Origin of the sequence: Rathayibacter sp. AY1B6 (genome assembly GCF_002932755.1) — a bacterium.
In the GTDB taxonomy this organism is placed as follows: domain Bacteria; phylum Actinomycetota; class Actinomycetes; order Actinomycetales; family Microbacteriaceae; genus Rathayibacter.
Genome location: NZ_PSWL01000002.1, coordinates 1 through 14881, shown reverse-complemented (window position 1 = coordinate 14881; position 14881 = coordinate 1). Strand labels below are relative to the sequence as shown.

Sequence of the window (14881 nt, the reverse complement as noted above, 5' to 3'; positions counted from 1 at the left end):
AGCATGTAGAGCGTTTCCTCCGGTTTGACGCTTCTGATCATCGGTGACCGTCGCACCCACTGCGACCGCTGGTGCTTCCTGCTGCTCGAGCTCGTCCATGCCCGTGTCCGTGGCGGTTACCAGGGTGCCGGTTCGCGGCCGTTGCGGGAGCCTTCTGCTCCGACGATCGCTGCTGTGCACAGGACGAGAGCTTCGTAGAGTCGTCCTTCGCGCTTGAGTTGCTTGATCGGCTCGACGAGCTCCAGATAGTGCACTTCGTTCACCATCCCGCGCTCGAAGTCCTTCGCACGCGCTCCGCCGCCGGCGAGGGCCTCTTTGACCATGGTTCGGGAGGACTGGTGGTGCGCGGCGGCTTTCGCGGGTGAGGACAGGGGTGGTCGGTTCGATGCGGACCATTGCTACCGCGCCGGTCCATCGCCCAGCCATGCCCATGCCTCGGCTCGCAGGCCGGCGGGTAGTAGTTCGGTGAAGATCTGCACTTCAACGACTTCTGCCCCGTCCTCGCTCAGCTCGAGCTCCTGAGCGATGAAGCTGGGGAGGTAGCCGATGCGCTCGCCCTCAACATGCCCTCCTACGGCGAACGGGTCTGCTCTGTTGTCGGGCTCTCGTTGCAGGGATCCGCTCGTCTCGATGTAGCCGCCTTCGGCGGCGTGATGGCGTGATGCCAGCGCCGTGATCGCCCCGCGGGCGAAGGTCGTCGTTCCCGTCAGCTGCACCACGCCAAGCTCGATCGTGGTGCTGAGGTTCACGCGAAGTTGAACGCGGTGCGCGGATGGGGACTCTGCGCTCGGCTCGTCCTTCGACGTTGCGTTGTCGGTACGAGGAGCAGTCCGGCCCAGCAGCCTGTCGAGGAAACCCATACCCCGCATCATCGGGCAAAGGATCCCGAATCTGTACTGCGGCCGGGGTCCCGCTGTCCGCCTGTGTGCAGGCCACCCCCAGCGAGAGCTGGGCTGTGCATAGGTGGTCAGGGGGCGTCCGTGAACAACTCAGTTTCAGCCTCCCTGGTCTCGCAATCAGCCGAGGTTCCGTCCGCCCGATAAAGGAGCATCAGCTTGGCCTCACAGCGCAGCCGCACCGGTGTCAGCCGGGACGGAGAAGCCCTTTTGAACGGCAGGCTCGAGCGGGGGCTTTCCGACGCCAGCGAGGGCGCGCTGGGTCGAGCGCAACGCTACTCGGCAGGCCAGCTAGCAAGCGCATCGGAAAACGTGAGGGTAGGCATGCCGTCGACGTCCTGGACGGCCGTCCCGGGCTCATTGAATCCGGCAGAGTGCGCTATCCGGCAAGCACGAGACGGGCGTGCTCGTAGTTAAGTCCGGCGACGTCCTCGCGCAGGTCCACGGGTGTACCGGGCCCAGGCGAGGTGGCCATCCGGGCGATGCGTTGTTCGCCGCCGTTGAGCGCGCCGATCTCGTAGCCCAGGCGATCGAAGTCGACCGCGTTCGTCTTCCAGGCGTTGTCGGTCCGGACCCACGGAGCGCCCTCGTAAACGAGGCCCGATCGGATCAGGAGCTCAACCGCTGCAGCGAGCGGGCTCGACCCCTCGGCACACGCGCGGATGGTGAAGCCCCGGTTGGCTGCTTGAACGAACTCTGCAGACGGAAGCACTTTTCGCTAACGCACTCACAGGACGGCATTCGACTCATACCCTTACTCGCTGCATCTAGCATGACTCGCCTCTATGTCGTTCCACGGCATTGCAGCTGGGATCGTCCTCACTCATGGAGTTCGTGGACCGCCTCCTCCGAAACGCTTTCCCCGAGGACGTCGTCCTCGGTTGGTTGCGCGCCAACTAAATTGACCTCGCAGGAACCATCTACGAGAAGGACGGGAGGACGTTACCGACGAAGAAAGGACAGGCCCTCTGCTTCGTTCACCGCGGACTGGCCGTCGAGAACGAGTCGATCTTCCACCAAATGGCCGCTATCGGCGTGGCCGAAGCTCGAAGCCGACTGCAAGCCCTGAAGTACGCTGAGACCGGTAGCCCGGCGGAGATTGACGAGATGGAGAAGCTCCTCTACGCAGTCGAGGGCTACTTTCTCTTCGCGATCCGAGCCGGCTGGATCGGGGCCGGCGACTCTGAGCTTGCAGATATTCGCACCAGGCTCGAGGGCAAGCGCTGACTCAGGAGCGCGTCGGCCGAGGCGAGCTGACGCTCGCTGCGGGCAGTCACTCGTCGTGCTTGGGGAGCTCATTTAGTCCGACATCCTGATGAGCTTCCCAGCATGTCGGCGACCTGCGTAGGACCGACGCGAATATCCGATAATCGCGACTGTCAGGGCGCTACTGGCGATGAAGGGGTGCCGGTGAGGACAGTGGACTCGTCAAGTTGCGCTGACGCCTGCTTTTCCCCGCGGTGACCCGCGAGACGAGGTCACGAACAGCAGCGGAGACGCCGACGTTCGCCGCGAGTTCAGCGCCAGAGACGCGCCGTCTCGAGGTTGGGTCAGGCGGTACGGTTCCATGTGTCCAGCAAGCTGCTGGACACGTGGAGAGCGCGGTCTATCTGCGTCACCCGCAGTAGACCTCGCGGGTCGAGTAGGGGAGCGCCCTAGTTACGTTGGGCGGGTGGTGTCAAATCTCGAGCAGTTGCCCTCCGATTACATGGCAGTTCTCCGCGACCTGAAGCGTCAGGTGCTAACCGCGCAACTCACCGGGCAGCGCCGCGTGAACACGGAGCTGTGAGCTTGTACTGGTCGATCGGGAACAGGATCCTGCCGGGTCAGGCGGACCAGGGCTGGGGATCATCTGTCATCGCACGTCAGGCCTAGCATCTACGCACGGAGTTCACCGCGATGCGAGGTTTCTCCCGATCCAACCTCATACCCGAGACATTTCGTCGAAGCGGATCTGTCCCCGCTAGTGACGGCACTACCCGATCGCGGGGCTCGTACCGCGCATCATGCCGAGGCCGGAATCTACCGGCCCAGCACCGGAATCTCGCCGATACAAGTTGCCGGTGTTCGCTTGGAACGCAGCGACCCATCCGGCTCCGGACCGAGAGATAGACGGGGATGTTCCAGTCATCATTCCAAGTTGTGTGTCGACTGTTCCGGCATCTCCCGTTGCCCAAAGATTGCCGGTGTTCGCCTGGAATGCAATTTCGTAACCGCCGTCTGACAGGGCAGTAATGGCTGGACTGGTGCCATTCTTCATACCCAAGTTGAGGTTTGTAACGGAGCCAGTGGACGCGTACTGATACAGATTCCCCGTGTTCGCCTGGAACGCGACCTTGTATCCACCATTCGTGGCAGCAATAGCTGGAGACGTCCCCGGCATCATGCCCAAACCGGTGTCGCGGGTGCCGGCGTCACCCGTGACCCAGAGATTGCCTGTGTTCGCCTGAAAGGCAATCTGGTAGCCCCCGGTAGATAGGGCGGCAATGGCAGGGCTGGTGCCCGATTTCATGCCGAGATTGAAATTCGCCGCGCCACCCGGTGACCCAAATTGGTAAAGGTTGCCAGTGTTCGCCTGGAACGCGATTTTGAAGCCACCCCCGGGTGAGGCGGCTATTGCGGGCGAAGTGCCACTCATCATACCCAGCCGAGTGTTGTAGCTGCCTCCATCGCCAAATGCGTAAAGATCCCCAGTGTTCGCTTGGAACGACATTTCGTAGCCACCAGACGAGAGCGCGACGATGCTCGGGCTGGTTCCAGCGCGCATGCCCTGACCGAGGTCGGCGGCACCGGTCGTCAACGAGTTTGTGTACAAGTTCCCGGTGTTCGCCTGGAAGGCGGTCTTGGACACGCCCAGGGGTGTCGTCGGCGAAGTATTTCCAGAATTTCTGAAGTTGTTTTGAGGGGCGTGCAGCACGGCCTTAACGCTGGTCGGCCCGCCGAGGTAACGGCCGCCATTGTAGCGATACGTCGATCGCCCTGAGCTGGCGACGCCATTCTGCTCGACGACGAAGATTGAGTCGCCGCTCGCATAGTCAACGACGGCCACATGGCCGTAGGGCCATGCCGATGTGGCGTTCGAGATGACCAGGTCTCCGGGGACCGGGAAGTAGCCGGATCCCGAGTTGTGGCGTGTGAGCCCCGGTGAGCCTTCAGGGATATAGGCAGCGCCTCCGTTCCCCGCGGCGTAGACCCGAGGCCAGCCGAATTTTGGGTAAAGGCGCATTTGCGGCAGCTCGACGCATTGGTAGTAGGTGTTCAAATTTCCGCCATTCCCGACGACGTCGACACCCTGACCTTGAAGCCAGGAACTACCGGGGATCAGTACACCGCCGGGGGCGGCGGCGGCAGTCGTCGCCACCGTCGTGACGACGGCGCCTGCGGCGAATGTTCCCATCGCGACCGCGAGCACGTTGCGGCGAGAGGTGCTCGCGCCGCCCGAGAAGCATGAAAACATTTTTCTCCTACATTTGACAACGTCGTGTCGTGAACTGTAGAGGACGTCCGTTTGGGACACCAACCCCAGTCGGGGCCCTCGTGCCTTCTCGGGTTGAGTGGAAGCGCGACACCGATCCCGCCGGGTTCCAGCACTACTGGGTGCAGACATCGATCGACTGGAACGATGCCGATCGGGTTAGCACCCCGACCCCGCTGCCGTCGGCGTTGCGCGAGTGGCGCTGGTCGAGGAATGGAAGGACACGGTGGCCCGTAAGCGCGCCTGTGCGAGCGCTGAGCTGATGGAGGCGCAGCTGCTCATCGCGGACGCCGATCGGCTCGACCGAGACAACGACGACGCGACGTCGCCGTCGCTCGAGAAATCCCCAGCGCGGCCGATTTCGACAACGGTCAGGCGAACATGGCGGCCGAGCTCGAAGCGGGCACGAACAACTACGACCGCGACGTCGCAGTCGGCGGTACCGCCAACGCGATTCCCGATGAGCCGCGAACGCAGTGGTCCACGCAATTGGCGAACCGACTCGGCAGCGCTTGTTGCCCGACGAGCGACCTGCGACCATACCCCTTCTGGGCGCATGAGATTGTCTCCGACAATCGAGATTATGTCTGCCACGCGGGGTCGGCGTTGGGGTACGTGGGGTCCCGGTGCCCGCGCTCGTCAGGTCGAAGACGTGTCGCTTCTCCGACCCACTACTTCCGCCGATTCAGCACCTTCGTCCCCACCCCCGCGATCGCCGCACCCACGATCGGCGCCACCAGGAACACCCACACCTGCCCCAGCGCGTCCGGCCCCGCGAACACCGCCGCAGCAATGGACCGAGCCGGGTTCACCGACGTGTTGCTCACCGGGATGCTGATCAGGTGCACGAGCGTCAGCGTGAAGCCGATGGCCAGGGGCGCGACGGCCTTGTACTCGCTCTTGGCGGTGACGGAGAGGATGACGGCGACGAAGACGGCGGTCAGGACGATCTCGGTCAGCATGACCGCGCCGAGGCCGAAGCCGCCGGGGGAGGCGGCGCCGTAGCCGTTGGAGGCGAAGCCGGAGTCGCGGGCGGCGGCGAGGTAGCCGGCGGGGCCGTCGGCGGCGACGAGGAAGACCATTCCGGCTCCGACGAGTCCACCGATGATCTGGCTGACGATGTAGCCGGGGATGTGCTTCCACTCGGTCCGGCCGGCGATGGCGAGGCCGATGCTGACGGCGGGGTTGAAGTGGCCGCCGGAGATGTGGCCGACGGCGTAGATGCCGGCCATCACGGTGAGGCCGAAGGCGAGGGCGACGCCGAGGAAGCCGACTCCGAGCGCGTTGCCGGAGTCGGGGAAGGCGGAGGCGAAGACCGCGGTGCCGACGCCGCCGGCGACCAGGAGGAAGGTGCCGAACGCCTCCGACGCGTAGCGCGCTCCGGCCGAGTACTGCTCGGCGTGCTCGGTGCGCTGCTCGCTCGTGGTGCGGCTGGCGGAGTTGGGGCGGGCCATGGTCGTTCTCTCTCTCTCGGGTCGGGGACGTGCCGCGGGGTCGCCGGGCACCCGGACACTCCAGCACCGCGCGGCCGAGCCGCAGCCGGGTCGCGGAGTGCTCTCAGACTCCGCGGCCACTCGCTTCCGTGAGCGGCCTACGAGCACTCGCTCCGCGGCCACGGGTGGAGGCGCCCATACGCAGATGCCAGTCGCCGTAGCGGCGGACGGCGGCCGGTACGTCCTCGTGTCGGGGACAGGCGTGAAGCTCCGCCCACCTGGCACGGCGAGAGGATCGGCGCGGAACGGCTCCGAGCTGAAGCACCGGGCCATTGCGGACGCAGGTGCCGCGGGCGAGAGGCGCGTGGGAGGGCCCCCATCGACTCCTAGGAGTGATCCCTGATCCGGTTCCAGACGGACCTCAGACTCTCTCCGCCCACGCCGGCCTCCGCATCCTTCGCCTCGAAGAGCGCACGTCGCTGCTCCTCGTCGGCTCGCTCGTGCTGCAGGAATCGATTCAAAGCCGTCTGATTGAGATGCCCCAGAGGCGCCTCCAGCATCAGCTCGAAGGGCGCATTGCCGTGAACGCGCACCATCTCCTTCAGCTCGGGATGCGTCCCGGCGATGGTCAGGAGGACTGCCGTCGGTGTCGAAGGGTTCGACAACAGGCCGCCAGCGATCCCCGGGTCGCCGAGAGACGCGAGGTGGACGAAGGCCTCGTCGGACAGGTTCTCGTTCACTGCGGCGAACCACCATTGATCCCGACGAGAACCGTGGAACGCCAGCCATTCGGCACTGCGCCCGGGACAGCTCGGCCGGTGCGGTCCAGCGAAGAAGCCTGGGACCACCTGCTCCTCCTTCCGTCTATGCGACACGAGCGGGTATCCCGCGAGCCTCGAGGTCCTCGTGGACGCGGGCGAAAGGACTCACGCGGACGACGGTCACGGTAGCGACCTGCCGGACACGCGATGTCCCCGCCGAGAGGACAGGCGGGAACCACCGCCCGGGTGGCGCGGCAGAACGGCCGACGAACCCAGCCCGACGCCCTCACCTCGCTCCCTCTTCTCCTCCGCCCGTCCCCCTGCTACGGTGCCCTGAACCGGTTTACAAAACCGGTTCAGACCTCAGCGACGAGCGAAGGATCTTTCATGGCGAGCAGACCGACGATCCTCGACGTCGCGCGTGAAGCCGGCGTCAGCAAGGCGCTCGTCTCGTTCGCGCTCAACGACCGGCCGGGCGTCTCGCCCGACTCCCGCGAGCGGATCCTCCGCGTCGCCGCCGAGCTCGGCTACCGGCCCAGCCTCACCGCTCGCTCGCTCTCCACCAGCGTCTCGTTCGCGGTGGGACTCGTCGTGGCGCGCGACCCCGAGGTGATCGCGGCCGATCCGTTCTTCCCCTCCTTCATCTCGGGTGTGGAGCGGGTGCTCGCCGAGCGCGGCCGGGTGCTGGTGCTCAGCGTGGTCGATCCGGGCGCCTCCGAGGAGGCCGTCTACCGCACTCTCGCGGCCGACCGCCGCGTCGACGGCGTGTTCCTCACCGACCTCCGGCAGGACGACTCCCGGCCGGCCCTGCTCGCCGAGCTCCAGATCCCCGCGGTCACGCTCGGCCGCGTCGACGGGTCCACCTCGCCCGCGGTCGTGATGGACGACTCCGCCGGGATCGCCGCGGCCGTGCAGCACCTCGCGGGCCTCGGCCACCGCCGGATCGCGCACGTCGCCGGGCCCGACCACCTCCTCCACTCCTCCCGCCGCCGCGACGCCTTCACCAAGGCCTGCGCGGAGGCGGGGCTCGAGCCCGCTGCGCTCGTCGCCACCGACTTCAGCCCGCAGCAGGGCGCCGAGGCCACGGAGCACCTGCTCGACAGCCCCACCCCGCCCACCGCGATCGTCTACGGCAACGACCCGATGGCCATCGCCGGCCTCGGAGTCGCGCACACCCGCGGGCTCCGGCTCCCCGACGACCTCTCGATCACGGGCTTCGACGACTCCGAGATCGCCGCCCACGTCTACCCGTCGCTGACCTCGGCCCGCACGCGTCCCGCGCGCTGGGGCGAGGAGGCCGCCCGCACGCTGCTCGACCTCATCGAGTCCGGCAGCGCCCCCGACGTCGACCTCGAGCCCGCCGGGCTCGTGGTGCGCCACTCGACCGCTCCTCCGCGGCCGTCGATCCACTGAAGACGCGGGCGCACCGTCGCGCCCGCCGGACAAGGAGTACACCATGGGCACCTCAAAGACGAGACGCTGGCTGACCGGGATCGCCACCGCCTCCCTCGCGACACTCGCCCTCACCGCGTGCGGCAACGGCGGCGGAGCGTCGACCGACCTCACCGCCACCGGCCCGATCACCATCTGGTACTCGAACAACGAGCAGGAGGTGCAGTGGGGCAAGGCGATGGTCGACGCGTGGAACGCCGACCACCCGGACGAGGAGATCACCGGGCAGGAGATCCCCGCGGGCAAGAGCAGCGAGGAGGTCATCGGAGCCGCGATCACGGCCGGCAACGCGCCCTGCCTCGTCTTCAACACGGCCCCCAGCGCGGTCGGCCAGTTCGAGCGCCAGGGCGGACTCGTCGACCTCTCGAAATTCGACGGCGGCGCCGACTACATCGAGACCCGCAGCGGCGACCTCGCCGAGCAGTACCAGAACGCCGACGGCGAGTACTTCCAGATGCCGTGGAAGAGCAACCCGGTCGTCATCTTCTACAACAAGGACCTCTTCGCGAAGGCGGGCCTCGACCCCGAGAACCCGTCGCTGTCGACCTACGACGACTTCCTCGCCACGTCGAAGACGCTCGTCGAGTCGGGCGCCGCGCCCGCCGCGATCCAGCCCGCGCCCACCAGCGAGTTCTTCCAGACCCAGTTCGACTTCATGCCGATGTACGCCGCGGCCACCGGAGGGACGAGCCTCGTCGAGGACGGCAAGGCCACCTTCGCCGACGACCAGGGCTACGAGGTCGCCGACTTCTGGAAGAGCCTCTACGACCAGGGCCTCGCCGGCCGCGAGCAGTACCAGGGCGACGCGTTCGCCGACGGCCAGGCCGCGATGTCGATCGTCGGCCCGTGGGCGGTCTCGGTCTACAAGGACCTGAACTGGGGCTCCGTCTCGGTGCCCACCCCCGACGGCACGCCCGCCGAGGACACCTGGACCTTCAGCGACGCGAAGAACGTCGGCCTCTACTCCGCCTGCGCCAACAAGGGCACGGCCTGGGAGGTGCTGAAGTTCGCGACCAGCGAGGAGCAGGACCGCTCGCTCCTGGAGACCACCGGCCAGATGCCGCTGCGCACCGACCTGCAGACCACCTACGCCGACTACTTCGAGGCGAACCCCGCCTACCAGCGCTTCGGCGACCAGGCGAGCCGCACCATCGAGGTGCCGTCGGGACCGAACACGGTGCAGATGCTGCAGGCGATCCGCGACGCGTGGGGCAAGACGGTCATCTTCGGCGAGGGCGACGTGAAGACGGCGCTCGACGGAGCGGCCGAGACCGTCACCGGGCTCGCCGGCCAGCAGTGACCCGGCCGTGACCACCCTCACCCGCCGGCCCGCGCCGGCCGGGGCGCCGGGGAAGCGGAGCCTGGTGCACCGCGTCCTCGGGCCCCAGCCCCTCGGACTGCTGTTCGGCAGCCCCTACCTCCTCTTCGTGCTCGCGGTCTTCGCCTTCCCGGTCGTCTACTCGGTCTGGATCGCGTTCCACGACTTCTTCTTCGCGGCTCCCGGCGTGCAGGTGGAGCGGCCGTTCGTCGGCCTCGACAACTTCGTCACGGCGTTCTCGAGCCCGCAGGTCATCCGCTCCTTCGGCAACATCGGGATCTTCCTGGTGATCAACGTGCCGCTGACGGTGGTGCTCTCGCTCCTGCTCGCCGCCGCGCTCGACAAGGTCGTGCACCTGCGGACGTTCCTCCGCGTCAGCTTCTACGTGCCGTACGTCACGGCGAGCGTCGCGGTCGTCGGCGTGTGGCTGTTCCTCTTCAACGGGAACGGACTGGTCAACAGCCTCCTCGGGCCGCTGGCGCCGAATCCGTCCTGGCTGATCAACGAGCAGCTCGCGATGCCGATCATCGCGCTCTACGTCACCTGGAAGCAGCTCGGGTTCTACATCCTGCTGTACCTGGCGGCGCTGCAGAACGTGCCGAAGGAGCTCTACGAGTCGGCCTCGACCGACGGCGCCGGACGCATCCGCCAGTTCTGGTCGGTGACCGTGCCGAGCGTGCGGCCCGCGACCCTCCTGGTGCTGCTGGTGTCGACCGTCACCGGAGCGAACCTCTTCACCGAGCCCTACCTCCTCACCGGCGGAGGCGGCCCCAACGGCGCGTCCGCCTCGCCCGTGCTGCTGATGTACCAGCTCGGGATCCAGCAGGGGCAGCCCGACGTGGCCTCGGCCATCGGCGTGGTCCTGGTGCTGCTGGTGCTGGTCATCGCCTATCTGCAGAACCGCTTCGCGGGGGAGAGGAACTCATGAGCACCCTGTCCAGTGCCGGAGGCGCCGCCTCGGCCGTGCCCGCCGCCGTCTCCCCGGAGAAGTCGCCGCGGAGGCGCCCCGTCGGGTCCAGCCGCGGAGCCGTGATCCTGCGCGGAGTCGTGCTCGCGATCGGCGCGATCGTCTTCCTCTTCCCGTTCTACTACATGATCGTCGGCTCCCTGCAGACGGACCCGGACCCGACGCTGGCGGGAGCGATCCCGGAGCCGGGCAACCTCACGCTCGACAACTACGTCAACGTGAACGAGCGGATCAGCCTGCTCACCGGCCTGGTCAACTCGGGGATCTTCACCGGCGGAGTGCTGCTGTGCACGGTGTTCTTCGGCGTCCTCGCCGGATACGCGCTGGCGATGCTGCAGTGGCGCGGGCGCAACGCGGTGTTCGCGCTCGCCCTGCTGGTGCAGGTCATCCCGTTCCAGCTGCTGCAGATCCCGCTCTACGTGCTGATCGCGCGCGACTACGGCCTCGCGGACAGCCACCTCGGGATGATCCTTCCGTTCGCCATCAACTCGACGGCGGTGATCATCTTCCGGCAGTACTTCCTGCAGCTCCCCAAGGAGCTGTTCGAGGCGGCCCGGATCGACGGCGCCGGCGAGCTGAAGCTGCTGTGGACCATCGCGCTCCCGCTGGTGCGGCCCGCGCTGGTGACCGCCGTGCTGCTGACCTTCATCGGCCCCTGGAACGAGTTCCTCTGGCCGTTCCTCATCACCAAGGACGCGTCGCTGCAGCCGCTCGCCGTGTCCCTGGCCAACTACATCTCGAACGTGGCGTCGTCGACCGACAACCCGTTCGGGGCGATCCTCGCGGGAGCCGTCGTGCTCGCCGCGCCCGTCGTGGTGCTGTTCATCGTGTTCCAGCGCTACTTCGTCTCGACCGATCTCGGATCCGGAGTGAAAGGCTGACCATGTCTCCCACCCTCACCACTGTCCCCTACCGTCTCGAGCGCGTCGGCGTCGTGATGGAGCCCGCCCTGGGCGACGCGCTCGAAGCCGAGGGGGTGCTCAACCCCGGCAGCGGCCGCGGACCCGACGGCGAGCTGTACCTGCTGCCCCGGATGGTCGCCGCCGGCAACGTCTCCCGCGTGGGGCTCGCCCGCGTGATCGTCGAGGGCGGCGTGCCCGTCGGAGTCGAGCGGCAGGGCGTCGTGCTCGCGCCCGACCGCGGCTTCGAGCAGGGCGCCCACAACTCGGGCGTCGAGGATCCGCGGATCACGTTCATCGAGGCGCTCGGGCTGCACGTGATGACGTACGTCGCCTACGGGCCGCTCGGGCCCCGGACGGCGCTCGCCGTGTCGGAGGACCTCCGCGACTGGCGGCGCCTGGGCCCGGTGACCTTCGCCTACGACGACGCGCTCGACATCGACCTCGGCCTGTTCCACAACAAGGACTGCGTGTTCTTCCCCGAGATCGTCGCCGCCCCGGACGGCACCCGCTCGTTCGCGGTGCTGCACCGGCCGATGTGGGACCTCAGCGAGACGAAGGCGGGCGAGGGCATCCGCCTCCCGGCCGGGATCGAGGACCCGCGGCAGAGCATCTGGATCAGCTACGTGCCGGTCGACGAGGTGGACCGGGATCTGGCGAACCTCACCCGCTGGACGCGGCACCGGTTCCTCGCGGGCCCGGAGTTCCCGTTCGAGGAGCTGAAGGTCGGCGGCGGACCCGTGCCGCTGCGCGTGCCCGAGGGCTGGCTGCTGATCCACCACGGAGTCACCGGAGTGATCGACAGCGCCTTCGCGCAGCAGCAGCACGTGAACTACTCGGCCGGAGCGATGCTCCTCGACGGCGACGACCCGTCGCGGGTGATCGCGCGCACCTCCGAGCCGCTGCTCGAGGCGGAGACGGAGGAGGAGCGCAGCGGGATCGTCCCGAACGTCGTGTTCCCGACGGCGATCGAGGAGATCGACGGCCAGCACTACGTCTTCTACGGCATGGCCGACTCGAAGATCGGCGCGGCCCGCCTCGTCCGCACGGACGGCTGACAATGCCTCGCTGGCCGAGTCCGCCTCCGGCGAACGCCTGTTTTGCTGATCGAGTCCACCTCCGGCGAACGCCTGTTTTGCTGATCGAGTCCACCTCCGGCGGACATCTATTTTGCTGATCGAGTAGCCCGCGCAGCGGGCGTATCGAGATCCACCACCGCCTGGACACCGGGGTCTCGATACGCCGCTTCGCGGCTACTCGACCACCAAGAGCCCGCGCAGCGGACGCCTTGTTGTTCGAGTCCGCCCTCCGTCGGACGCCTTTCTTGCTGATCGAGTAGCCCGCGCAGCGGGCGTATCGAGATCCACCACCGCCTGGACACCGGGGTCTCGATACGCCGCTCCGCGGCTACTCGACCACCAAGAGACCCGCGCAGCGTTCGCCTTGCTGATCGAGTCCGCCCTCCGCCGGACGCCTTTCTCGCTGATCGAGGAGCCCGCGGAGCGGGCGCATCGAGATCGGCCCCCGCACCCCCACCTCAAGGAGAGTTCGATGACGAACACGCTCACCAGATCGGCGGCCGTCCTGGCCGCCGCCGCCCTCACCGTCGGGGGCCTCGCCCTCGGCGCGACCCCCGCGCAGGCGGCCGAGCCGCTGACGAACACGGCGCACCTCGACTTCCTCCTCGACACCGCCACTCCGGTGCCCGAGCCCGGCCACACCACCTACCGGCTCGACGAGGAGCCGACCCTGGTCATGCCGTGGACCTACGCCGACGCCCGTGACGGCGGCACCTTCGAGCGCGTGGGCGGCGGCCGCCTCGATCCGGCGACCGGCGACTACGAGCAGGGGGCGTTCAACACCGACGACATCTCGCGCGCCGCCGTCGTCTACCTCCGCCACTGGCAGCAGACCGGATCGACCGAGAGCCGCGAGAAGGCCTTCGAGACCCTCCGCGCCCTCGCCTACTTCCAGACCACCGAGGGCGACGACGCCGGGAACGTGGTGCTCTGGATGCAGACCGACGGGGAGCTGAACGCGAGCGCCGAGCCGGTCGAGCTGCCGGATCCCAGCGACTCCGAGGACAGCTACTGGCTCGCCCGCACGCTCTGGGCGCTCGGCGAGGGCTACGCGGCGTTCCGCGACACCGATCCGGACTTCGCCGCCTTCCTGCAGGAGCGGCTGCGGCTCGGGGTCGGTGCGGTCGACCGCGAGGTGCTCACGCGCTACGGCGAGTACGCGCAGGCCGACGGCGTGCAGGTTCCGGCCTGGCTGATCGTCGACGGAGCCGACGCCACCTCGGAGGCGCTGCTCGGCCTCTCGGCCTACCTCGAGGCCGCTCCCGACGACTCCGCGGTGCGCACGAGCACGGCCGAGCTCGCCGAGGGCGTCGCCGCCTCCGCCCGCACGACGACGGAGGCGGACACCACCGCCTGGCCGTACGGCGCGATCCTCCCGTGGACGAAGTCGCGCACGCTCTGGCACTCCTGGTCGTCGCAGATGGCCGGGGGACTGGCAGCGTCATCCGCGGCGCTGGACGACTCCTCCCTCCTCGAGCCTGCGATCGTCGACGGCGCCCGCTTCGCTCCGGAGCTGCTGACCGCCGGCGGTCCGGACAACGGCTGGAACCCGACTCCGACCGACCGCGTGCAGATCGCGTACGGAGCCGACTCCCGGCTCCAGAACTCGCTCGCCCTGGCGGACGTCACCGGCTCCAGCGCCTTCACCGACCTCGCGGCCGTGCAGGGCGCCTGGTTCTTCGGCCTGAACCGCAGCCTCGGCCCGGTCTACGACCCGGCCACCGGAGTCGTCTTCGACGGCGTCCAGGCCGACGGCACCGTCAACCGCAACAGCGGCGCCGAGAGCACCATCCACGGGCTGCTGGCGATGCTGGCGCTCGACGCGCACCCGGACGTCGCCGACCGCGCGCGATCCGTCGCGACGGAGTCTTCGCGCGACGGGCTGACGCTGGTCGAGGCCGAGAGCGCGCGCGGCGGCACCGTCGTCACGCCGGAGTCGTCCTGGACCGGGGAGGCCGGCTGGAGCGGCTCCTACCTCTCGCTGACCGACCCGCGCCGCGCGGTGTCGATCCCGATCGGCCCGTCCACGCAGGACCGCGTGGTGGAGGCCGTCATCGACCAGCCGCAGCGCGGCACCGAGCGCACGCCGCTGAGCGTCTGGACCTTGGGCACGCGCCCGCTCGACCTGCTCCGTTCGACCGTCGGGTCGCAGGGGGTCACGGAGGCGTCGGGCGCGCTGCTCCCGCAGAAGCTCCGCCGCACCGTGCCGGCCGGCTCCTCGAGCGTCGAGGTCCGCCCCCTGAGCGGTGAGACGCGCCTGGACGCACTGCTGGTGCGCCCGCTGGTGTCGCGCCTCGTCGTGGGAGGCGAGGGCGGCCGCACCGAGCTGATCCGCAACTCCACCGACGGTGTGCGCACCACGGCGATCGGCGTCTCGGGCGGTTCCGGCACGCTGCGCGTCTACGACCGCAACGGCGCCCTCGTGCGCGAGACGACGCCGTCCGGTGCCGTCGCCGTGCAGCTCCCCGCGCAGGGCTTCGCGGTGCTCGTCGGCTGAGCCCGACGGGCGCCCCCTACGCCCGGCTCCACCCTCCAGAAGTTGCGGTACTCGCGTTCGAGTACCGCAACTTCTGCGTTCTCGGGCGCGGGGAACGGGCGGGC

13 protein-coding genes are annotated in these 14881 nt (G+C 68.3%); 7 read left to right on the top strand and 6 right to left on the bottom strand.

The features are described 5' to 3' along the window. Nucleotides 1-116: 116 nt before the first annotated feature. The 3 genes from C5D08_RS01035 to C5D08_RS01025 all read right to left on the bottom strand — a co-directional run bounded on the left by C5D08_RS01035 (nt 117) and on the right by C5D08_RS01025 (nt 1608). Nucleotides 117-323, bottom strand: coding sequence for a hypothetical protein (locus C5D08_RS01035; RefSeq protein WP_104275434.1), 207 nt, complete (start codon nt 321-323; stop codon nt 117-119). A 75-nt stretch (nt 324-398) separates the two neighbouring features. After that, on the bottom strand, nt 399-860 hold the full coding sequence (locus C5D08_RS01030) for a hypothetical protein (protein WP_104355568.1): 462 nt from the start codon (nt 858-860) through the stop codon (nt 399-401). A gap of 415 nt (nt 861-1275) precedes the next feature. Further along, nucleotides 1276-1608: a hypothetical protein gene (locus C5D08_RS01025; RefSeq protein WP_104275432.1), complete on the bottom strand. Its 333-nt coding sequence runs from the start codon at nt 1606-1608 to the stop codon at nt 1276-1278. Between the two features lie 308 nt (nt 1609-1916). Here C5D08_RS01025 and C5D08_RS01020 point away from each other — a divergent pair, with 308 nt between their 5' ends. Further along, complete coding sequence (locus C5D08_RS01020; protein WP_104275431.1) at nt 1917-2123, top strand: hypothetical protein; 207 nt, start codon at nt 1917-1919, stop codon at nt 2121-2123. A gap of 748 nt (nt 2124-2871) precedes the next feature. On the opposite strand, the gene C5D08_RS01015 is transcribed toward C5D08_RS01020, so the two are convergent. The 3 genes from C5D08_RS01015 to C5D08_RS01005 form a co-directional block, all read right to left on the bottom strand. Then, nucleotides 2872-4353, bottom strand: coding sequence for a CHAP domain-containing protein (locus C5D08_RS01015; protein WP_181110152.1), 1482 nt, complete (start codon nt 4351-4353; stop codon nt 2872-2874). Between the two features lie 689 nt (nt 4354-5042). Further along, nucleotides 5043-5825: an aquaporin Z gene (gene aqpZ, locus C5D08_RS01010; protein ID WP_104275429.1), complete on the bottom strand. Its 783-nt coding sequence runs from the start codon at nt 5823-5825 to the stop codon at nt 5043-5045. A gap of 365 nt (nt 5826-6190) precedes the next feature. Then, on the bottom strand, nt 6191-6544 hold the full coding sequence (locus C5D08_RS01005; RefSeq protein WP_104275428.1) for a hypothetical protein: 354 nt from the start codon (nt 6542-6544) through the stop codon (nt 6191-6193). A 408-nt stretch (nt 6545-6952) separates the two neighbouring features. On the opposite strand from C5D08_RS01005, the gene C5D08_RS01000 reads away from it, so the two are divergent. The 6 genes from C5D08_RS01000 to C5D08_RS00975 all read left to right on the top strand — a co-directional run bounded on the left by C5D08_RS01000 (nt 6953) and on the right by C5D08_RS00975 (nt 14777). After that, nucleotides 6953-7978 carry a LacI family DNA-binding transcriptional regulator gene (locus C5D08_RS01000; protein WP_104275427.1) on the top strand — a complete coding sequence of 342 codons (1026 nt, stop codon included), beginning with the start codon at nt 6953-6955 and terminating at the stop codon, nt 7976-7978. Between the two features lie 43 nt (nt 7979-8021). Then, complete coding sequence (locus tag C5D08_RS00995; protein ID WP_104275426.1) at nt 8022-9317, top strand: extracellular solute-binding protein; 1296 nt, start codon at nt 8022-8024, stop codon at nt 9315-9317. 7 nt (nt 9318-9324) lie between these two features. After that, nucleotides 9325-10263, top strand: a complete 939-nt coding sequence (locus C5D08_RS00990; protein ID WP_104275425.1) for a carbohydrate ABC transporter permease — start codon at nt 9325-9327, stop codon at nt 10261-10263. Beyond that, nucleotides 10260-11183 (top strand): carbohydrate ABC transporter permease, encoded by a 924-nt coding sequence (locus tag C5D08_RS00985; RefSeq protein WP_104275424.1) that lies wholly within the window; start codon nt 10260-10262, stop codon nt 11181-11183. The genes C5D08_RS00990 and C5D08_RS00985 overlap by 4 nt, the downstream gene beginning before the upstream one ends. Nucleotides 11184-11185: 2 nt before the next feature. Beyond that, nucleotides 11186-12259: a glycosidase gene (locus C5D08_RS00980; protein WP_104275423.1), complete on the top strand. Its 1074-nt coding sequence runs from the start codon at nt 11186-11188 to the stop codon at nt 12257-12259. Between the two features lie 493 nt (nt 12260-12752). Next, on the top strand, nt 12753-14777 hold the full coding sequence (locus tag C5D08_RS00975; RefSeq protein WP_104275422.1) for a hypothetical protein: 2025 nt from the start codon (nt 12753-12755) through the stop codon (nt 14775-14777). The last annotated feature ends 104 nt before the right edge of the window (nt 14778-14881 follow it).